A 21818-nucleotide genomic window follows, 5' to 3' on the forward strand; every position below is an offset into this window, starting at 1 on the left:
CGCAGATTAGGGCGGTGGAGTGGAGGGCGCGCATGTTATCTTTCGGAGTGCGGCACTTCTGTGCCGCTTTCCTCCCATGTGGGCTTGAATTCATCAGGTTCGTTCAGTTGGTCGAACTTGAACGATGCAATCTTCCTTTGTTCCGGCGTGGCAAGGTTGCGTTCGTTCCAGCCCGCGGAGCAAAACGGATACAAGTTGGCAACCGGAACCAAACCGTGGTGAACCGGATTGTTCGTTACATAGTTCAACCGGGAGAAATAGCTTTTTTCAAAGGTCAGGCATTTGTCCCAATACTGGAACCAGACTTTCCTCCCGGGATATCCATCAAGTTGGTTTAGCAATTTGGCGGATTCCGAATGAAGGTGCTGGATGAGTTTGCGGATGGAGCCGGTTTGCGGGGAAATTCCAATCCAGTGGTAATGGTTGGAGAAGAGTGCCCATGCTCGGATTTTCCAGCCCCGGTATTTGATGACGTCGAATAAGGTTTTTTCCAGAAGCTTGAGTCGTTCATTACCTCTGAACAGATGTTGCTTGTGAAGCGTACCTGCCGTCACCATGTATGTCGTATTCGGGACGAAGACATGGTGGGGGGCGTGGTGCCAATCTTTGGGATGGGTGGGCATTGTTTTGGAATAGGCGGAACGCTTTGGAAAGCGGCACAGGAAGTGCCGCACTCCGAGCCGTGCTTCGCGCTACCACTTCATCTTGGCTTTTTTCACGACCTTCTTGATCTTCTTGTCGCCCATCCAAACCTTTTCGTTGGATTCGAGGTGAACCATTTCCATGTCGACCTGGTAGAACTTGACGGAGGTTTTTCCTTCCTGGTCGATGATGGTCTTGATGCTTCCCTGCAGCATGTAGTCGGCGCCGGTTTCGGCGGCGAGTCGCTTCTGCGTTTCCTCCCGCGACCAGGTCTGCTGTTCCTTCCGCTCCTCGCGTAACTCGGAGCGTTCGGTCTTGTTGGCCACGAAGGTGACACGTCCGTTGTTGATCAGTTCTCGTTCGAGATCCTTCACGAAGGTGCCGGTTTCGATGTGCTCGGAACTCAGGTTGCGGATGGTGCCAACGATGACGACCGGTTTCTTGCCGTTCTTGGCCGTGTATTCCTCGATCCAGGGGCGGGTGGCGATGTCGGCGATCATCTGCTCCGAAACGAGCTGGGAGTCGGTGTCGTTCCATCGTCCTGAAAGATCAATGGCTTCGTCGGTGGCAACGCGCTTTACCTTGGTTTTGCAGCCGGTGAGGGCAACAAGGGAAACAAGCGCGAATACGAACAACAGTTTACTTCTTTTCATGGCAGACTCTCCTTGGGTTGCATGGTCCTGAAACTCATCAAAAGAGTATAGATTGCCACGGGGGAGGTCAACCGCAAGCTGGCTACTTCAAAAGCTCGCCAATGATCACGTCGAAGTCCGGGTCCCGGATCAGGAGGGTGATCTTGTCGGTGCTGAACAGCTTCTTTTTCTTCAGGCTCTGGATGCTCTTCTGGATGTTTTCATTGCTTCCGAACTGGGACAACTTCTGGCAGAGTTCGGACTTTTTATCGCCTTCCCAGACAATGCCCATTTCGCGCAGTTCACCCAGGGTGTCCCTGTCGTTGAAGAGTTGCTGGAGCGAAGCATTCTGTTCAATGCGCCGTGCATCGCCGCTGATCAGGTCTTCGGCAAACTGCTTATCGGTCATGAGCTGCTGAACCGAGTCGGCGGAGATCACGTTTTCAAGGTGTTGCATCCCTTTGGCCGGATTGCTGACCACCCGCGCCGTCGCCGCTGCTTGCGATTCCCTGCCATCGCGCTTCGCAACCACGTAGGCGGTTTCATAGACCGCCCGGCGCGAAAAACGGCCGAAAACGGCCTTTTCAGTTCCGGGGATGGAGGTGCCGGTCATGCCGACCAGGAAAAGGTCGCCGAGCCAGAACAGGAACACCAGCGAGAACAGGCCGATGCCGAGGTTGATGGCGCTCCCGCCGAGGGCGATGTGCCACGGATGTTTATAATCCTCCTTCTCTTCCTTGTGCTTCTGCTCATCGCGCATGTTCGTCATGATGACGTGAAAGACAAAGGTGATGACGATGAACGTTAATCCTGCAATGACGGGGATGGTAACGATTCGCGGACGGTGGGCCACTTCGCCCAGCCAGGCTCCCAGGTAGCGCCCCGCCAGGAAGGCCATGCCGTAGGCGAGTACAACGCGAACGATCCCCAGCAGGGAAAGAAGGAAGCCCTTCTGCCAGCCAGCCAGCAGGAAAAAAAGAAGAACGATCGCCGCAACGATATCGATTACAAAATGCATACGAACCCCCGATAAATTGATCTCTAGTAAAAGATAGTTTGTTATATCCAACGCCGAAAGCCTAAAATGGTAGCTCTTTATTACGTACTGCGTATTTCGTATTACTCTGATTGGGGGACTGGGATGCATTATGTGGAGTGGGAGGCCAATGTTCCTGCAATTATTAAGGAAGACGTGCTGTGGAAGATGAAGGTCTATCGACTTTCGCTCTTTTTGTCGAACGTCGCCTGGAAGGATGTGTCGAAGCTTTCGAAGGATGGCAGAACGAAATCGCTTTCCAACCAACTCTATCGGGCCGTGGGATCGGTGGCGGCCAATCTTGAGGAAGGATATTCGAAACACAGCTCAAAAGATCGTGCTCGTTTCTATGAATACTCCCTTGGTTCAGCCCGGGAAAGCCGGGGCTGGTATTATCGGGGACGCCATATCCTCGGCGAAAAAGTATTCGAACATCGGGCATGGTTGTTAACGGAAATCATCAAGATGCTCCTGACCATCGTTCCGGAGGAACGCGGATGGGTGCTGCATGAGGAAATGGAAGAATATCAGGTTGCAAGTCCCTTGGAGGATGAGGTTCCCTTTTAGCAATACGCAATACGCAATACGCAATACGCAATACGCATTACGCAATACGCATCACGCAAAACGGAGTACGCCACGCATGGAATTTAAATATGCCGCCGAACTGAAGAAGCAGTTCACCTGCTATGGCCATTTCTATGAGCTCGTGCTCATGAACGGGGAAACGGCCAAATGCCGCAGTGTGCTCGAGATTGTCGATACCTCCATCCCCCAGGAAACCCCCTCCGACATATCGGAAATGGAGCCGGATGTGGTGGTGATCATGATGAATCCGGGATCGTCGCACCCGAAGGACGATGCGCATGTGGTTGGGCGGATCGAATATCCCCGGCCTGGCGGCGGTAACCGCAAGGAGCTGGTACTGACGCAACCCGACAACACGCAGTATCAAGTGATGCGCGTTGCGGTTTCGCAGGGGTGGAGGCATATCCGGGTACTCAATCTTTCAGACCTGCGCGATCCCAAGTCCGGCAAGTTCCTGCAGAAGGTGGACGCCTTGGCCGGAATCATCGGCGGCCATGTGCATAGCCTGTTTTGTCCCGAGCGGAATGAGGAGTGCGCCCACTCGCTCAAACGGAAAAACCGCACCCCGATCCTGCTGGGGTGGGGGCAGGACCTGGGCTTGCTTCCCCTGGTGGAACAGTGCCTGGGGCGGATCGAGGGTGAGCCGACCTGTACCGTGGCCTCCGATGTCCACCCCTTGCTCAACGCCCATCCGAGCCCCATGCTGCAGAAGAAAAAAATCCTGTGGCTCGAAACCATCGTCGAGTCCCTCGGGAACTGAGCCGCTTTTGATCCCAAATCCATTAAAGGAGGTTGTAATGGTTAAATACATTCCGTTTGTAATGCTCATCGCCCTTTCCGGATGCAAAACACCGGCGCCGCCGGCAGCCATCCCGGAATCCTGCACAAGAATCGAGGAGTTGGTGGTTAAAATCAACAAGACCGCCCCATACGAAAAAAACGGCGACTATCATGTGAGCCTTCATCCCCGCAAGACGGTCCTCGAAGGGGACAAGACGGTTGAGGAAAAGAACGAGACCATCATGGGGATTGTCGTCAAGGCGGGCCAATGGGCGCAGATCAATGCCAGTGCCACGGTCATTGGCTATACCGCGTTCACCGAATGCCTGATGGGCGAGGAAGTGGCCAAGGTATCCGGCATGCCCGGAAAAAACTTTACCGTAAAAGTCGAACCCGCCGGAGAAGGGCGTTTCCACGCACGTGGAATCCTGCTGACGTCGAAACACGGGGAGTCGGGCGAGATCGGCGAGACGATCCCTTTCGATTTCATGGCCGAACTGGGGTCGGAAACCACCGTCTATCGCAAGACAACCATCTTCGATCCCGCAGCGCGAATCGGGGAAGAGCGCCTGCTGCGCGATGATTCTTAAGCCGCTTGCAGTCTTTTCAAAGCCGATCAACTATGCTCTGCTTTAGGCAATGAAACTGACCAAGATCAACGGGCTGCCCAGTCAAGGAGTGTCGCACAACGCGAAAATCAAAAAGCGAGTGATGGTGGCGAATGGCGCTGTGAAGAATCTCGTCAACCATGCCCGGGCCATCTTTCCGCCCGGCGAGAAGACCGGAAGCCATCGGCACGAAGACATGACCGAAATCTTCACCTGCGAGTCGGGCGCCGGCGAAATCCGGGTGAACGATGTGGGCTATGTATTCTCGTCTGGCACAACGGTTGTGGTTGAGCCGGGCGAGGTGCACGAAATCATCAACACGGGACGCGCCGATCTGGTCGTAACCTACATGGGTGTTCTTGCCGGCTGATGCGCCTTTTGCTGGCCAGTCTGCTCTTGATGCTTGCCGGATGCGGCAGGCAACCACCTTCTCCCGAGCCAGCCCACCTTGTTTCGTGGCGCTCGATGCTGGCCGATGCCGCTGGAATGCGGCTCTCTTCCCAGGGCGAAACCCGCCTGTTTTCCAGCTCGTCGGGTTCGGTGGCGCTGACCGGGTTTTCGCCGCAAACCTACGGGGACATCGACCACGGTTCTTTCCTTTCTTTCCGCGACATTCCCGGGGGCGTCGAGGCCGTGTTGGCGGAGGTGGATGGGGCCGGGGCCATCACCTGGATGAATTCAGCCAATCCCGTCGGCGACATGGTGCTGGAGATCGATGGCACGGAAACCGTCTATCCCTTTTCCGCATTCCTCTCCGGAAAGTGGCTGCCGGTTCGCTCTCCGTTTGCCGCTCGTACCGCCGGTGGCTGGAACCTTCATTTTCCCATCATCCACAAGGAACACTGCAAGGTTTCCATCCGCGCCAAGTCCCGTTCCGAACTCGGGGCATTGTTCTACCAGATTGCCTGGAACGCCATGGATTCCTCGGCCGTCATCGAATCGTTCGATATCCATTCAATCAATCGAAACGCGCTGAAGCGGTTGGCCCGACTGTGGACGGATCCTCGGCGGTTGGGCTCCATCGCGACCTGCGAAGCGATAGCTTCCAGGTGGCAGGACAGTCTGGCGTTCTCTACAAATGGTTCCGGAACGATCCGGTGTTTGGAGATCGAAGCGCGTTCAAAAAAGGAGCTGGCAGGGCTGTTCATTGAAATGGGGTGGGACCACGAACGCGGCGAGGCCGTGGCATGCCCTCTTCATTTGCTTTGCGGGGTGTCGGACCGCTTCGAGGATGTCGACTCCATCCCGGTAACCGTGGAGGGGGCAAGCGTTTCAATTCGGTGGCCTATGCCTTTTTCCGAGAGTGCGTGGATTTCCCTGTTTAACAATGGGGAGGGGAATGCACATCTGAAAACCGCTGTTGCGGTAGACCCGGTCTGCGTTTCCCCATACCGCTTCCACGCGAATTTCTCGGAACATGCGGATTTGCGGACGGACGAGTCCAACGTGCTGACGCTGCTCGATGTTTCCGGAGGGGGGGCGATTGCCGGTTGCATGGTGCAGGTCGAGAACCGAAGCGACGCGTGGTGGGGCGAGGGCGATCCGATCGTGGAACTGGATGGGAGCCCGGCGTGGCGGGGTACGGGCACCGAGGATTATTTCGGGTTTGCCTGGTGTTCGGAAACGAAGTTCAGCCATCCGCTCCGCGGGCAAACGCGCACGGCAGCCATGTATCGCTATCACCTCCTCGACACCCTCCCGTTCCAAAACCGCGCCCGTTTCGAATTCGAGGCGCATGGCATGGGGGCGGGAACGATGGATTATTCCGCCCTGGTGCTGTGGTATTCCGACACGCGTTCCATGAAGGAGTGGAAGGAAGTAAAGTAGGCGTCCTCGGCAACATAGGCATAGTTGTTGTGTTCGCCGTAATCAATCCACAGGTGCTGCTTGGGTTCGGGGGCGGCTTCATAGAGCGCCTTGCCGTGCCAGAACGGGAGGACGGCATCGTGGGTGCCGTGCATAACCAATACGGGGCAATCGACCTTGCGCATCGATTTCACGCTGTTGAATTTATCCCACGGCAATAGGGGGACGATGGTTTTCACCCGGAAGGCGGAGGTAAACGAGCTTTCGACAATCAAGCCCCCCACCTCGTGGTGGGCCGCCGTCCAGACCGCGACCGCTCCGCCGAGCGAGCGGCCATGGGCAATGATGCGTTGCGGCGCGGTTTTCTTTTCCTCCACCAGCCAGCGGTAGGCGGAGGCGGCATCGTCCAGGATTTTCCGGTAGGAAGGGCGTCCTTCGCTGGTTCCATAGCCGCGGTAGTCGTACATTAACACCGAATAGCCAAGCGCGTGGAATTGTCGCATGAAGGGTTCCACATTCCCCAGATCCTCGGCGTTCCCGTGGCTGAAGAGCAGGGTGTATTCCGCCGAAGGATTCCCGTGGTAGACGGCATTGATTAGTTCCCCGTCCGCGGTTCTGATTTTCACCTCGTTGGGCAAGTGGGAATAGCCCCGGCTCCGCGGTTGGAAGAGCAGCTTGTCCGAGACGAACAAGGCAAGAAGGTTCAGGAAGAGATAAACGCCTCCCCCGTAGACTGCGATTCGAATGAAAATTCCGGTGGTCATGGGGGAAACATAGAATCCATTTCCATTCGGTGCAACGGAAAGATTCCATCGCGAGGAGATTGCCCAGGCATGGGAAGGCGTGTAGATTTCCATGAAACGGAGAAGCAACCCATGGAAGCGCAAGTACTTAAATCCGAGCTGGCGGGAACCTGGTACACGGACAATCCCGATCGCCTGGCGCATGAAATCGATGCCTATCTTGAAGTGGCCGAGGCAAGGCCCATCGAAAACCTAATGGCGCTCATCCTGCCGCATGCGGGCTACCGATATTCCGGCATGGTTGCCGCGCACGGCGTGAAGCAGCTGGTGGCCCGGACCTATTCCCGCGTCATCGTGATGGGGCCCAGCCATCGGATGCCCATGCTCGGAGCGGTAAGCATTCCCGACGTTTCCCATATCGAAACCCCCTTGGGGCGCATTGAAATCGACCGCGAATTCGTTGCCGGCCTAAGGGGGGACGAGGCGTTCCAATCGCACATCCATGCGCATATGGGCGAACACAGCGTTCAGATCGAGCTGCCTTTTCTGCAACGGGCGTTGGGCGAGTTCAAGCTGGTGCCGGTGGTCTGCGGCGAACTCGGTGTTTCGGGGGCAAAGGGGATCGCCAAAACACTGCTTGAAAACCTGGATTCCGAAACCCTGGTGGTTGTCAGTTCCGATTTCACGCACTATGGAAGATCCTTCGGCTATCTGCCGTTCAAGGACGACATCAAGCAGAATCTTGAAAGCCTGGATCTGGGGGCGTTCCGGTTGATCAAAGAGAAAAAGCTTCCCGACTTCCTTCAATATATCGAAAACACCGGCGCCACCATTTGCGGACGGAGCCCCATTGCCGTTTTGCTGGCCATGTTGCCCGACGGGGTGAACGTGGAGCTGCTCAAATACGACACCTCCGGCAACCTCACCGGCGACTGGTCGCATTGCGTCAGCTATCTTTCGGCCGCCGTCTCCGGCCGGTGGAAAAATGTAGACGGGGCTTCCAGCTCCGTTGCGCAAGAACAGCTCTCCAGCTCCGACAAGATCCAACTGCTCGCGCTTGCCCGCCACAAGATTGCCGAGCGGATCAGGAAGGACGAACCAGATCTGAGCCTCGAAATTTCCCCGGCCATGCAGGAGGTCATGGGGGCGTTCGTGACCCTCCATAAACAGGGCCAGCTGCGCGGGTGCATTGGCGAAATCTTCCCGCGCCGCGCGCTTTTCGAAGCCGTCGCCGAACAGGCCGTCAACGCCGCCTTCCACGATCCGCGTTTTCCCCGTCTCCGTGAAGATGAACTCGGAGAGATCGATATCGAAATCTCCGCCCTCACCGCCCCGCACAGCGTCGAGTCGCACGAAGACATCGAAATCGGCAGGCATGGCGTGGTGCTCTACAAAGGCATGCACACCGCCGTTTTTCTCCCGCAGGTCGCCCCCGAGCAGGGCTGGGATCTCGAAACCACTTTGTCGCACCTCGCCATGAAAGCCGGCCTCGGCGCCAATGATTGGGAATCCGGTTGCGAATTCCACGTCTTCGAGGCTATTGTCTTCAGCGAAAAGTCCGAGTAGGGAAGCTGTCGGATACTAGGGCAGGCCAGCGGCCTGCGGTACGTTTGCCGTAACGCCCGCGTCTTGCGGGCTCCGCGTATCCGCCAGGAGAATTGTACCGCAGGCGGCCCGCCTGCTCCATGAAGAGCCATTCCTGCTTAAGTTAGTGCCTCCATTAGCGCGGCGCACGGTTCTTCGCCGTGTCCCGTTGTTGGTAAATTCAGCATTTCTTACCCTTTCTTGCCCCGAAAGTTAATCGGCACAAAATACTTGTTAAATTACGTACTTTACGTAAGCTATTACTGTCGTGCAGGTCGTGTATGGGCCGTGGTTTCGGGAAAAAAAACACCGCGCCCATGAAAGAAATCCGCAGTGCATGCGTAATCGGTTTATAGGCATCCATTGGGTTGTGCTGCCATTGGTTCCATTTTTTTCTAAATAAGGAGAATGCCATGTGGGGTAGCCAGAGAATCGTTCAGTCCGTTGTCGCAACAAAAAGTTTGGTTGCAATGGGGAGCATGTATGCAATCTTGAGCCAAGCCGCAACCCTCCATGTTTCGCCCGGCGGCAGTCACACCCCGCCGTTCGACAGCTGGGAAACCGCCGCCACCACTATCCAGAGCGCGGTGAACGCTACGATTGATGGTGACACGGTTTTGGTGGGTGATGGGCACTATATTCTCTCGGCTGAGATTAGCGTTGCCAAAGATATCGTAATTGTGAGCTCTAACGGGTGGGCAAGCACTATTGTTGATGGCGGGGGAACAGTCCGGTGTTTTGATTTGGGAGCAAGCGCGTGTGTTGTCAAAGGTTTTACGATTACGCATGGCCATACCTCCGGGAATGGGGGCGGTGTGTTTTGCGATGATGGAATCCCCTTGGTGGAAAACTGTATCTTCACGGATAATTGGAGCTGCATGGCGGGTGGCGGAATGCGCGGGGGAACTGCCCGGAACTGCGCTTTTTCAGGCAACATGGCGAGATCGGGGGGAGGCGGCTTGAGCTTCGGCACAGCAACCAATTGCTCGTTTGTCGGCAATTGGGCGTTGCGCCACGGTGGCGGGGCGATCAATAGCTTCCTTGCGAACTGCATTGTCTGGGACAACATAGCCTTCGAAGTTTCTTCGGATCTCTACGATTGCACTGCCGAGCATTCCTGTTCGCCGGAGTTGGAGCATGGTGCAAGTGGCAATATCACCAATGCACCATTGATGGCTTCGTCTTTTCATATTTCAACAATAGGGGTATTCACTTCGATGGACTAGACCCACATGTTGTGGTACACACGTTTCATGGAAGCGTATCCAAAGGATCTGGAAGAATTGGAACTGAACTTTTCAAGTGAAGAAGCATGTCGCGACTATCTTGCATCATTGCGATGGCCGAACGGCTTCCTTTGCCCGGCCTGTGGCCATGGGGAGTCGTGGCGACTGTCAGACGGCCTTTTCAAGTGCAAGACGTGCAGTCGTTAAACATCTGTAACCTCGGGTACGATCTTTGAGGGCACCCGCAAACCGCTGGCGTCCTGGTTCAGGGCGATCTGGTGGGTGACAAGCCAGAAGAACGGAGCCAGCGCCTTGGGACTGATGCGCGTTCTCGGCCTCGGAAGCTACAAGACCGCATGGACGTGGCTGCACAAGCTCCGCCGGGCGATGGTACGTCCGGGACGGGAAAGACTGGCCGGAACCGTGCAGGTGGATGAAACCTTCATAGGCGGCACAAGGCCCGGGAAACGGGGGCGCGGAGCCGAAGGCAAGACCCTTGTGCTAATCGTGGCGAAGGAGAATGGTAAGGCCGTCGGTCGCATTCGCCTTGTAAAAATACCCGATGCCTCATCCAAAAGCCTTGAAGGGGCCATCCGAGAAACGGTTGATCCGGGTACGCAGGTGAAGACGGACGGGTGGAAGGGGTACAATGGTTTGGGAGCTTTGGGCTACGACCATAAAGTCGTTCGGAAATCCGAGGATGTTGGCGCGAACCTGCTCCCCCTTTGCCATCGAGTCGCCAGTTTGCTTAAGCGGTGGCTTGGCGGAACACATCAGGGCGCAGTAAGTCACGAGCATTTGGCATACTATCTCGACGAATACACGTTCCGCTTCAACCGGCGCACTTCCCGCTCGCGGGGAATGCTGCTTTACCGTCTGCTACAAAATGCAGTCGCTATGGAACCCGTTCGGTTCAAGGAAATATCCCTGTCGGTCAGGGGAAGAAACCACAAGATACAGACTTAGTCCAGCGAAGTGAATACCCCTATTCAACAAATTCGCCCTGCCGGAGTGCGGGCAGTGCATTGTTGGTTTCGGGAACGGATATTGATGGGGAAACGTGGCTCAATCCTCCTTCGATGGGCTGCGATGAAAACGATGGTTCCATTGCGAATGATGGAACGATCCTGCTCTCGATCCATGTCCCGGAAAAGGTGGTGGTCGGTATGGAGGTGCCTTGTCTGTTGAGAGTGATTGGGAGAGTGGACGGGTTCGAAATCGATTTTAACAACGGGCAAATGGTCTCGAACCGATATGCCATTGCCGCGTCATGGAGCGCGCCAGGATGGCATGAAATTATTGCAACGGCGTTTAACGGGACTTATCCACTGGGCATATCCGTGACGCAACAGGTGCATGTTGCTGAACGTGAATCGACGGCTCTTTTTGTTTCGCCGGCCGGGGATGATTTAAATGACGGGGGGAGCTGGTTGTCTTCGAAGGCAACGATCCAAGCAGGAATCGATGCGCAGGACTATATTGGTGGTGTGGTATATGTTTCCAACGGAACTTATCTCGTGGGTAATCAAGTGGATTTTGTTCGGGATGTTGACCTTGTAGGGGTTGGCGGTCCCGATGGCCCGCTGGTTGTATCTGATGGAACCACCCGCTGCATGAACCTACGAAGTTCCCGTAGCTTCGTTGGTGGTTTCACCTTCTCCAATGGGTATGCCCACCGGGGCGGCGGTATTAATTGCGAGGGGGTTGTTCCGGTTATCTCCAACTGCGTATTCATCGGCAATACGGCATATGATTATGCCGGTGGTGGATTGTATCATGGCACGGCTATTGATTGCTCGTTTATCGGAAATTCGTCGGCTGAAATTGGCGGCGGCATGAAGCAGGGGATGGCCATCGGGTGCACATTCTTCAACAATTCCGCCGCTAAATATGGCGGGGGGATGGTTAGTGGAGTGGCGTCCAATTGTATCTTTGTCGGAAATTCAGCTGTTTACAATGGAGGAGGGTTAAGTGGGGGTGTAGCATATAATAGTGTCTTTCAAGGAAACAGAGCCCGGAACGGCGGCGGGATGCATGGGGGAAAGGTGTATAACTGCACGCTCTCCTGGAATTCGGCTGACCTGAACGGCGGGGGGATCTTTGGTGGCGCAACGACCAACTGTATCGTTTGGGATAACACGGCTAATAATGCTTGGAAAGACATCCATTACAGTAAGGTGGCCTATACCTGCTCACCTGATTTAATGCACGGAGTAGATGGGAACATAACGAATAATCCCTTGTTGGTTTCTTCTGCACACATTGCAGAAGAGTCACCTTGCCGTGGCACGGGGAGCTCGATCTCGGCTTTTGGAGCAGATATTGATGGTGACGCTTGGTTGAGTCCGCCGTCGATTGGTTGCGATGAAAATGATGGAGTTGCCGCGATCAATGGCGAGATTGACTTGCTACTCTGTCTACCTACAGGTGTTGTATTGGGACGGGAGGTCGATTGTGCTATTGCGGTGATCGGCAGGGTGACTGGCTTCCATGTGGATTTCGGTGATGGCGTTGTCGTTTCCAATCAGTACAACGTGTCCCATGCATGGAGCACTACAGGCTTATACAATGTGGTGGTAACAGCTTTCAATGAAGACTACGCTCATGGACATTCCATTACCCAAGCTATACACGTGGCGGAAGTTACTGACACAGAAATCCACGTTGCACCATTCGGAAATGATTTCAATGACGGCTTGAGCTGGGCTACGGCGAAGGCAACCATTCAGGCCGGAGTGGACGCGCAGGAATATGTCGGAGGGTTGGTTTATGTATCCAATGGCACCTACGTGGTTGATTCGGAAGTTGTAGTATTTCCTGACATTTCAGTTGTGGGATTTGGTTCCCATGAAAAAACTATTGTGGACGGAATTGGATCTTCCCGCTGTTTCTGGCTAATCGGAAAATGCATCCTAAGTGGAATCACCATCACGAATGGTTATGCAGCGGCAGATGGCGGCGGTATATCTTGCGGCAACACGTCTTCGGTCATTTCCAACTGCATCATTGTTGGCAACTCGGCAGGCGACGAAGGCGGCGGGGTTGACCGGGGCACGTTGTACAACTGTGTCCTGAAGGACAATGCCGCTGTTTCGCATGGAGGTGCCTTGAACAACGGCATCGCGCACAACTGCATGTTCCTGGGCAATGAAGCCGGGCGGGATGGTGGTGGTGCCGAATGGTCGGATTTATACAACTGTCTCCTGCTAAGCAACGTTTCCAGTGAAGACGGTGGGGGTGCATACCATGGCGACGCGCGCAATTGCACCTTTATCGGGAATTCCGCAGCCTCGACGGGCGGGGGAAAGAGCCAAGGATCTGCCGACAACTGTATTGCCTGGTATAACAAGGCGGGCGGAAGTGGAAACGACCTTCATGGCAATACAGCTTCCCATTCCTGTTCACCGGATCTGCCGCATGGAGTGATCAACTGCATCACCAACGAACCCATGCTGGCTTCTTCAATGCATATTTCAACCAACTCGCCGTGCCGGGGGACGGGCAACTCCACATATGCCTCGGGTACGGACATTGACGGGGAGCCTTGGCTCAATCCGCCATCGATGGGATGCGACGAAAACGATGGAACGCCTTCGCGTTCGGGGAATATTTGGTTGGAACTGGACGGTGTGCCGACGAATACCTGGGTCGGCAAGAAGATCGAATGCCTGGCAATCATGATTGGCGAAGCTTCCAGCTTCCATGTCGATTTCGGAGATGGCCATGTGGTTTCGAACAGTCTGTTTAATTCCCATGTATGGATGGTGCCCGGTGACTACGAAGTGGTACTCTCAGCATTCAACTTGGATTTTCCCCATGGCTTGGCCATAACACAATCCGTCCATGTGGCGATGCCGGAAACGATCTATGTCACCAAAAGCGGTAGTGATGAAAACGACGGCCTCGGCTGGGCTTCGGCCAAGGCGTCGATCCAGTCAGCCGTGGATGCGGTCGTTGAGACCGGGGGAACGGTGTTTGTTTCCAACGGCACCTATGCCGTGGGGGCGGAAATCCTCGTCAGGAAAGATGTGGCCATCAAGAGCATCAACGGGGCGCAGGCAACGATCATCGATGGAGGTGGAAGCGGGCGGTGCTTCAATCTGGGAACGAACGACTGTGTGCTCGAAGGTTTCACCATTGCGAATGGGCATTCGTGGGCGAATGGCGGCGGCGTTTATTGCGATAATGCGAATCCTCAAATTGACAATTGCATCATTGTCTGTAACTCGGCCGCCCTGTCTGGCGGGGGCATGCAGCACGGAACGGCCAATAACTGTGTCTTCGGGGGCAACTGTGCCGGGGAAGATGGCGGCGGAATGAATTCTGGTGCGGCAAACCGTTGTACGTTAAGTGGGAATTGGGCTGGTAGATATGGCGGTGCGCTTTCGTTCGGAACGGCAACCAACTGCATTGCCTGGCACAACGGGGCTACGGTCGGGGGAAGCAATATCTATGATTGCAAGACTGCGCATTCCTGTTCCCCGGATGTGGGGCATGGTTCAAATGGAAACATGACCAATGTGCCATGGCAGGTGTCGTCGTCCCACATTTCAACCAACTCGCCTTGTCGGGGGGCGGGCAGTAGTGCGCACGTTTCGGGAACGGACATCGACGGGGAGGAGTGGCTCAATCCGCCCTCGATCGGTTGCGATGAAAACAATGGCTCGGTTACAAACAACGGAGCATTGTGGATTGGGTTGAATGTGCCAAGCAAAGTGGTGGTCGGTCGGGAAGTGGAATGCCTTCTCGCCGTGGTGGGGCGCGCCACGAGGTTTGAGATTGATCTGGGCAATAGTGAGGTGGTTTCAAACCGATTCTCATCCACGGTTTTCTGGGATGTCCCCGGATACCATGATGTGGTTGCCATGGCCTATAATGATGAGCACCCGCTTGGAGTCTACGTGACACAGCAGGTTCATGTGGCGGAGTACGAGGATACGGCCATCTTTGTCTCACCCGATGGAAACAACACAAACAACGGGCAGAGCTGGGTAACGGCCAAGGCGAGCATTGCGTCCGGTGTGGAGGCGCAGGCGTATGTCGGCGGCGTGGTGTATGTTTCGAATGGGATATACAGGCTGACATCGGAGATTGGGCTCTTGAAGGATCTTGATCTTGTTGGCGTAGGGAAGGAACCATCGGCAGTCGAGGTCAATTCCGACGGAACCAGCCATTGTTTCGTTCTGCGTAGCAGGAAGTGCCGGATTAGTGGTTTTACCATAACCAATGGCCATGCTCCCGGTGGCGGTGGCGGCGTCAAATGCAGTAGCTCTATCCCGCTGGTTTCCAACTGCGTAATCTCGGGCAATACAGCAGTCCATTGGGGAGGAGGGATGTACCACGGAACTGCCGTTGATTGCAGTTTTCATGATAATTCCACCACCCATGGAGGTGGCATGATGAACGGCGTGGCCAGCAATTGCGTATTTGAGGGGAACTCCGCGGTTTTCTATGGCGGTGCAATGCATAACGTGAAGGCGTATAACTGCGTGGTCAGTGGCAACTCTGCCGGGCTGACAGGGGGCGGCATCCATAAGGGCAGTGCAAGAAATTGTGTTTTTAGCGGGAACTGGGCAGGAAGCAATGGTGGTGGTGCCCGTTGGATCGACGCATATAATTGCACCTTTACCGAAAACATTGCGCTCAACGATGGAGGGGGCATGTTCGATTGCTCAGCCGCCAACTGCATTGCATGGGGCAACGCGGCCAGCGATGGGAGCGACCTGTACGATGTCGAAGCGGTGTCTTCCTGCTCCTCCGATTTGGTTCCAGGGGTGGACGGCAACATTGCTGTTAATCCTTTGCTCATCTCTTCCTCGCATATTTCCAACGGCTCGCTTTGCCGCAGCGCGGGAAGCATTGCCTCTGCGTCGGGCACGGATGTTGACGGGGAGCCGTGGCTCAATCCGCCTTCGATGGGATGTGACGAAAACAACGGTATGGCGGGCGTGGATGGCGATATTCGCTTGGTAATGACACTGCCTGCGCATGTGGTGGTCGGCAAGGAGGTCGAATGCATCCTCGCCGTGGTCGGCAGGGTATCCGGCTTCAAGGTGGATTTCGATAATGGTGCCATCATTCACAACGACTACCGGATGTCGGTTTCGTGGGGGTCAACCGGTCTGTACGACGTGGTTGCAACCGCCTACAACAACGACTATCCATCTGGTTTCTCCATTACCCAGCAAGTACAGGTGGCTGAACTGCACGAGTCCGCGACCTATGTGGCGGCCGATGGAAACGATTCCAACGATGGCCAAAGCTGGGAAACGGCCAAGCAAACCCTTTGGTGGGGCGTTCGGGCGCAGAAATGCGTGGGGGGCGTCATCTATGTCTCCAACGGAACCCATCTGGTGAAATCCGAAATCTATCTGGATAAGGATCGAACCATTGTTGGCGTCAGTGGTGCCGAATCGACTACGGTTGTTGGCGATGGCAACAACCGCTGCTTCAGGCTTCCGATTGGTTCGTCTACGTTGAATGGATTAACCATTACTAATGGCTACGCGGATGATCAAGGGGGCGGCATAACATGTGGCGACAAGAATTCGGTTGTCGCCAATTGCATTATTGTCGGGAACAAGGCCGTGGGCAATGGCGGCGGAGTTGATCAAGGGACTCTGCATAACTGCATTCTGAAAGAAAACACGGCAGACAGACATGGCGGCGCTTTGAGTGGTGGGATTGCGCACAACTGTCTTTTCATAGGCAACAAAGCGACCAGTGACGGCGGCGGTGCGAACAGGTCGGATCTTTTCAACTGTTTACTGGCTGGCAACGAGGCGGGGAATGAAGGTGGCGGAATGTTCCTCGGAACGGCTCATAACTGTACGATTACATGGAATTCAGCAGGTGCCAGAGGTGGCGGAAAGATAAAAGGAACCACGGCCAATTGTATTGTTTGGCATAACACAGCCGGGATCGAAGGGGAAAACCTGCACAATGCAGGTGCTTCATATTCCTGTTCGCCGGATCTGGAACATGGTGTTGATGGAAATATCACCAATAATCCAATGATGATTTCCTCTTCCCACATTGCCAACGGTTCTCCCTGCCGAGGCATGGGCAGTTCCGCCTATGCGTCGGGATTGGATATTGACGGGGAGCCTTGGCTCAATCCACCGTCCATGGGGGTAGACGAGAATAATGGTGCCGCGACACTATCCGGCTCGATCCAGTTGGAGTTGCTTGGCCTTCCGTCGGAAACGACCATCCATACGAATCTTATCTGTTCCAGCGTTGTCATAGGCAGGGTTTCCGGATTCGAACTGGACTTCGGCAATGGCCATATGGTTGCGGATGGCTATTCTGCAACGAACGAGTGGCGGTTTTTCGGTAAGTATCCCGTAGTGCTGACAGCGTTCAACGATGATTATTCAGGTGGATTCTCCATCACTCAAACCGTGCATGTCGTCATGCTGGATGATGATGCGGATGGCGTTTGGGATTTGTGGGAAACCGCCTACTTCGGGCATCCAACCAATTGTCTGGCCGACATCGACTCGGATGGCGACGGCAGCAGCAACTTCGATGAATATATTGCGGGGATGGATCCGACGAATGCGGCGTCATGTTTCAGTGTTGAGCCAGTGGAGCGGATTGCTGAAGGATTCGTGGTGCGGTGGACGGCGGTCGAGGATCGGGTTTATGATGTGCTTTGGACGCCTGATTTGGATCGTGGATTCCAGCTGCTGGAGGCGGGGATTCCTTATCCTGGCAACAGCTACACGGACAGGGTGCATGCGGTGCAGTCGTGCGGGTATTATATGGTGGCGGTTCGGTTGCCGGGCATGAACGGCGACACGGACGGGGATGGTTTGCCGGATGTCTGGGAGGCGGAATATTTCACCGATGCGGTGGCCGCCGTCGCCGCCTACGATTTTGATGGCGACGGGCAGAGCAATGCCGAGGAATTCATTGCCGGAACCAATCCGACCAATGCGGCATCGCTGTTCAAGGCCGCTCACGTTTGGAGTGCTCCTTTCGGAACCGTGGTGGAATGGGTGTCGGTGACGGGGCGCACCTACAGCGTACTCTGGTCATCCGTTCCCGCAGGTGCTTATTCAGTACTGGAGTCGGGCATCGACCACCCGCAAAACAGCTACACCGATACCGTCCATGCCGTCGAACAGTCCGGCTTCTACAAGGTGGATGTGAAGATAAAAGAGTAGGGGCAAACCACGAAATACACTAAATACACGAAAGCGAGAACAGTTCCGCCGGTAAATATTCTGTCCAAAATCCGTACGCACCGTTTCGTACGACTATCCGCGCATTTCTTGTTTTTTATGCACGTTTTGAATTTTGGAATCTGCAACGGATTCATAGGAAAAGGAGTAGCAACGAATGAATGTAAAGCAACGAATCGAGAAGCAGGTAGAAATATTCGTTGCTTTACATTCATTCGTTGCCAATAAGATTTGTTCAGGTTTGGTTGCGGCTAGGCCGCGCTAAGTCTTTCGTGGTTCCTCTCTTTTTCCGCATGTGGGTTGAAATCCGAAGGGCAAGTCTTCATAGTTTGTCCCTGTTTAACCGGGAGTTGTCATGTCAGTCATGAAATTATTCTGTCACCAAATCATTCTGTCTATAATGTTTTCCGTCTTCGCTTGGGCGCAGATGCCGCACGAGGTGCTGTTGCTGGTGAACCAGCAGTCGCAGGATTCGCTGAAGGTGGCCAACTCGTTCCTAGCGGCGCGGCAGGTTCCACGGCGCAATGTCGTCTATCTCGATATTCCGGAAAGTGCCTATGGCGGCAGCGCCACCATCACGCCGGAGCAATTCACGGAGCTGATCTGGGCCCCGGCCAACGCCGTGGCGAAGGAGCGGGGGATCGACCAGCAAATCCTGGCCTGGGTCTATTCCGTCGACTTCCCGATCCGCGTCAAGACCGACTCCTACGACCGCAAGCAAATGTCCGTTGGCGGCATGACCTTCATGCGCAACAAGATGCCCGGATTGAGCCTGGTGGAGGAGGGCAAATACCTTTCGAAGCTCTTTGCGGGCCCGAACCAGCGGATCAAGCTCAACCTCAACTCCATGTCGCTTGGCATGCAGAAAAAGGGATTGGGGATGGATGCCAAGGTTCCGCCGGAAGCCGCCTGGCTGCAACGGGGGCTGGGGGAGCGCATGCCGCTCCCCAGCATGATGCTGGGCTATACCGGTGAAAATGGAAACGACGTCCAGACCGTAATCGATTCCCTCGTCCGCGGCCAACGCTCCGACCACCGGGGCATGCGCAGCGGGATCAACTTCGTGGTATCCGACGATGTCCGTTCCAAATGCCGCGAATATCAATACTACCCCGCCGTCAACGAACTGAAGAACCGGGGGATCACCGCAACGGTGACCACCAACTTTCCGGCCGGTGCCGAAAATGTGATGGGTATCCTGATGGGGGCGGAAAAGGTGGATCCGTCCCAGGTCAAATCGTTCTGGCCGGGCGCCATGGCGGAGCACCTGACCAGTTGGAGCGCGGAATTCCAGAAGCCGCAGACGAAGCTCACGGCATGGATCGAGGCCGGGGCAACCGGTTCCGCCGGAGCGGTGGTGGAACCCTATTCCAACCCCAACAAGTTTCCTTCGGCGCGTTTCTATGCACATTATGCCGCGGGGTGTTCGATGCTCGAAAGCTTCTACCAGTCGATCGCCTGCCCGTTGCAGTCGCTCCTGCTCGGTGATCCGATGGCCAAGCCCTATGCACTGCCGCTTTCCGTGAACATTCTCGGGGCGGATAACATTGAGAACGACTTCACCTACCTTGCCAATGCCGCGTGCCAAGTGCAGAATGCCCAGTTTCTCTACTCCTTCCTGCTGGACGGGAAGGAGATCCGCGAAGTTTCCGAGGATAATTCCGTGCATATCCGCTTGCTGAGACTCGCCGATGGCTACCACGAGCTGCGGGCCGTGGCGCGCATCAAGCATATGGTTGAATTCAACGCCTCGTTCGATAAGCCCATCATGGTCAATAAAATGGGGCGGTCGGTGACCATTCGTCCAAACCTTGCCCGGCTCGGTAAGCACGAACACGGAATCAAGGTGCAGATTGGCGGCCAGCAAATGCCCCAAAAGATTCGGCTGGTTTCCGGGGAACGGGTGCTCGATGAGCAGATCTATGATGCCGATGCGGAGCTGGTGCTCGATGAACTGATGGTTGGCGAAGGCCCAAACCAGGTGCGCGCCATCGCCATCTACGCCGATGGCATGGAGGTTTCCAGCCCGCCGGTTAGTTTCGGAATCACCTTCAGTACCGATTCATAATCCTTGCGACAGGGGACGCGGTTCCGGGGAATAAATAAACCTTTAAATGGCCGGTGCGGAACGGTACGTTGTGCCGCGCATTTAAGGAAAAACCAATGGACAAACCATGCATATTCTTTGACCGGGACGGCATCGTGAACGAATCGCCGGGGCCCGGTTATGTCGAAAGGTGGGAGGATTTCCATCTTCAGCCCGGCTTTGTGGCAGCGCTCAGGACGGTCGCAGCCAAGGGATACCCCGCCGTCATCATCACCAACCAGCAGGGCGTGGCCAAGGGGCTCTATTCCGAAGAGGAGCTGGCCGGAATCCATGGCAACATGCGCGCGCAGCTGCGGGCCCACGGGGTCGATGTGCTGGACATTTTCCAGTGCACCCATTTTGCTTCCGACAACTGCCACTGCCGCAAACCCAAGGCCGGCATGTTCCACGATGCCGCGAAAAAACACGGGCTGGATCTTTTGCGGTCGTGGATGATTGGCGACAGCGAGAAGGATGTGGAGGCCGGGCGCCTTGCCGGTTGTAAAACGATCCGGGTGTGTCCGTTGGATGAAGGAACCAAGGCCGAGTTCCATGTCGAAAGCATGGATGAAGTGGCCGCGATTTTAGAAAAGGAGTTGAAGCCGTGCGGATAGTTGAAACTAACAGTCCAGAGGAAACCTGGGAATTGGCCGCCGAATTGGCCGGCGAGATCGGGCCCGGAACGGTGATTGCCCTGCACGGTGACCTGGGCGCGGGAAAGACCTGCTTCATCCAGGGCTTTGCCGCCGCGCTGGGCATCGACGAACCCATCACCAGTCCGACCTATACGTTGATCGGCGAATACGAAGGGCGCCTGCCGTTGCACCACATCGATCTCTACCGCCTATCGGGGCCGGAGGAAGCATTGGGCCTGGGGCTCGAGGAATATTTCGACGTCAACGGCATTACGGCCATCGAATGGGCGGAGCGCGCCGAAGGTCTGCTGCCCCCCGATTTGCTGCATGTTGAAATCAAGGCCGACGAACATACCGGAACCCGTGCGTTCCGCATTTTCAGGGAGACCGACGCATGAGGATTTTTGCCATTGAACTCAGTTCCCGCTTCGGGAGTGTTGCCCTGGTGGAAGACGGCAAGGTTGTCGCCGAAAAAAGCTGGGAGGAAAATTTCAAGAACCGCCAGCAGTTGTTCGATGCCATGGCGGATATGGAAATCGACTGGAATGGCGTGGATCTCTTCGCGGTGGGCCGCGGGCCGGGTGCCTTTTCCGGCATGCGGATCGGTTTCTCCGTGGTCAACGCCCTGGCCGCTCCGTTGAAGAAGCCGGTCTATGCCCTGAACAGCGGCGCGGCCTTGGCCGCGCAGGTGGGGGCGCCCAAAACCGCCGTGGTCGGCGATGCCCGCCGCAACAAGGTTTGGGCGGGGGTCTTCGACGGATCCGAGCTGGTAAAGGAATTCAAGTTGATGGAACTTGAAGAACTCCGCGCCTTCGTGCCCGAAGACGCACTGGTTGTCAGTCCCGACCATGACCGGTTGGAGGAACTGCTGGCCGGCTTTAGGACGATGGAGAAACCCGTGCCTGTTTTCCCGACGGCGGGCAAGCTGGGTGGACTGGTTGCCGGGCGGTTGGAGCGCGGGACCCAATCCGAACCCTTTGAGCCGCTCTACATGCACCCGCCGGTATTCATTGCCCCGCGTTTCCCTGCATAATCTATTTAGACGGTGGCACCTGTTGCCTAGGCTGTTCATATGCAAAAGATGATTGTCAACGTATCGAAGGGATTCGACGACATGCGGCCTCTTTTCAAGGCCACGACTCCCGAAGAGCGCTTGGATGAGGTGGAGAGATTGCGTCTCGAAGCCGGAAAGTTCATATATGAATATCCAGCTAGACTTCTGCGAGTTCTTACGGCTGTTAGAAAAATATGACGTCTCTTGAA

16 protein-coding genes and 1 pseudogene are annotated in these 21818 nt (G+C 55.5%); 13 read left to right on the forward strand and 4 right to left on the reverse strand.

Annotated features, from left to right (window positions below):
- Window positions 1-35: 35 nt before the first annotated feature.
- The 3 genes from E9954_RS03675 to E9954_RS03685 form a co-directional block, all read right to left on the reverse strand.
- Window positions 36-623, reverse strand: a complete 588-nt coding sequence (locus E9954_RS03675; protein ID WP_136080131.1) for a transposase — start codon at window positions 621-623, stop codon at window positions 36-38.
- 69 nt (window positions 624-692) lie between these two features.
- Entirely contained in the window at window positions 693-1295 is a 603-nt protein-coding gene (locus E9954_RS03680; protein ID WP_136077884.1) for a penicillin-binding protein activator LpoB, read from the reverse strand.
- Between the two features lie 82 nt (window positions 1296-1377).
- Window positions 1378-2292 carry a CvpA family protein gene (locus tag E9954_RS03685; RefSeq protein WP_168441936.1) on the reverse strand — a complete coding sequence of 305 codons (915 nt, stop codon included), beginning with the start codon at window positions 2290-2292 and terminating at the stop codon, window positions 1378-1380.
- A gap of 66 nt (window positions 2293-2358) precedes the next feature.
- Here E9954_RS03685 and E9954_RS03690 point away from each other — a divergent pair, with 66 nt between their 5' ends.
- From E9954_RS03690 to E9954_RS03710, 5 genes are all read left to right on the forward strand, one after another.
- Window positions 2359-2877, forward strand: coding sequence for a four helix bundle protein (locus E9954_RS03690; protein ID WP_222847036.1), 519 nt, complete (start codon window positions 2359-2361; stop codon window positions 2875-2877).
- Window positions 2878-2953: 76 nt separating this feature from the next.
- On the forward strand, window positions 2954-3658 hold the full coding sequence (locus tag E9954_RS03695; RefSeq protein WP_136077887.1) for a DUF1643 domain-containing protein: 705 nt from the start codon (window positions 2954-2956) through the stop codon (window positions 3656-3658).
- Window positions 3659-3695: 37 nt separating this feature from the next.
- Window positions 3696-4268, forward strand: a complete 573-nt coding sequence (locus tag E9954_RS03700) for a hypothetical protein (protein WP_136077888.1) — start codon at window positions 3696-3698, stop codon at window positions 4266-4268.
- A 49-nt stretch (window positions 4269-4317) separates the two neighbouring features.
- Window positions 4318-4656 carry a cupin domain-containing protein gene (locus E9954_RS03705; RefSeq protein ID WP_136077889.1) on the forward strand — a complete coding sequence of 113 codons (339 nt, stop codon included), beginning with the start codon at window positions 4318-4320 and terminating at the stop codon, window positions 4654-4656.
- A complete protein-coding gene (locus E9954_RS03710) occupies window positions 4656-6113 on the forward strand; it encodes a DUF2961 domain-containing protein (protein WP_136077890.1) in 1458 nt (485 codons plus the stop codon). Before E9954_RS03705 ends, E9954_RS03710 begins: the two co-directional genes overlap by 1 nt.
- On the opposite strand, the gene E9954_RS03715 is transcribed toward E9954_RS03710, so the two are convergent.
- On the reverse strand, window positions 6047-6856 hold the full coding sequence (locus tag E9954_RS03715; RefSeq protein ID WP_168441937.1) for an alpha/beta hydrolase: 810 nt from the start codon (window positions 6854-6856) through the stop codon (window positions 6047-6049). The two genes, E9954_RS03710 and E9954_RS03715, sit on opposite strands and share 67 nt — an antisense overlap.
- Before the next feature lie 111 nt (window positions 6857-6967).
- On the opposite strand from E9954_RS03715, the gene amrB reads away from it, so the two are divergent.
- The 8 genes and pseudogenes from amrB (at window position 6968) to tsaB (ending at window position 21588) form a co-directional block, all read left to right on the forward strand.
- On the forward strand, window positions 6968-8401 hold the full coding sequence (gene amrB, locus E9954_RS03720) for an AmmeMemoRadiSam system protein B (RefSeq protein ID WP_168441938.1): 1434 nt from the start codon (window positions 6968-6970) through the stop codon (window positions 8399-8401).
- A gap of 497 nt (window positions 8402-8898) precedes the next feature.
- Entirely contained in the window at window positions 8899-9645 is a 747-nt protein-coding gene (locus E9954_RS03725; RefSeq protein WP_136077893.1) for a right-handed parallel beta-helix repeat-containing protein, read from the forward strand.
- Between the two features lie 27 nt (window positions 9646-9672).
- Window positions 9673-10611: pseudogene (locus E9954_RS03730) on the forward strand (IS1595 family transposase).
- A 59-nt stretch (window positions 10612-10670) separates the two neighbouring features.
- A complete protein-coding gene (locus E9954_RS03735; RefSeq protein ID WP_136077894.1) occupies window positions 10671-17816 on the forward strand; it encodes a PKD domain-containing protein in 7146 nt (2381 codons plus the stop codon).
- 382 nt (window positions 17817-18198) lie between these two features.
- Window positions 18199-19902 carry a hypothetical protein gene (locus E9954_RS03740; RefSeq protein ID WP_136077895.1) on the forward strand — a complete coding sequence of 568 codons (1704 nt, stop codon included), beginning with the start codon at window positions 18199-18201 and terminating at the stop codon, window positions 19900-19902.
- Window positions 19903-19997: 95 nt separating this feature from the next.
- Complete coding sequence (locus E9954_RS03745) at window positions 19998-20534, forward strand: D-glycero-alpha-D-manno-heptose-1,7-bisphosphate 7-phosphatase (protein WP_136077896.1); 537 nt, start codon at window positions 19998-20000, stop codon at window positions 20532-20534.
- Entirely contained in the window at window positions 20525-20953 is a 429-nt protein-coding gene (tsaE, locus tag E9954_RS03750) for a tRNA (adenosine(37)-N6)-threonylcarbamoyltransferase complex ATPase subunit type 1 TsaE (RefSeq protein WP_136077897.1), read from the forward strand. The genes E9954_RS03745 and tsaE overlap by 10 nt, the downstream gene beginning before the upstream one ends.
- Window positions 20950-21588, forward strand: coding sequence for a tRNA (adenosine(37)-N6)-threonylcarbamoyltransferase complex dimerization subunit type 1 TsaB (gene tsaB / locus E9954_RS03755; protein WP_136077898.1), 639 nt, complete (start codon window positions 20950-20952; stop codon window positions 21586-21588). The genes tsaE and tsaB overlap by 4 nt, the downstream gene beginning before the upstream one ends.
- The last annotated feature ends 230 nt before the right edge of the window (window positions 21589-21818 follow it).

The organism is Pontiella desulfatans (assembly GCF_900890425.1).
In the GTDB taxonomy this organism is placed as follows: domain Bacteria; phylum Verrucomicrobiota; class Kiritimatiellia; order Kiritimatiellales; family Pontiellaceae; genus Pontiella; species Pontiella desulfatans.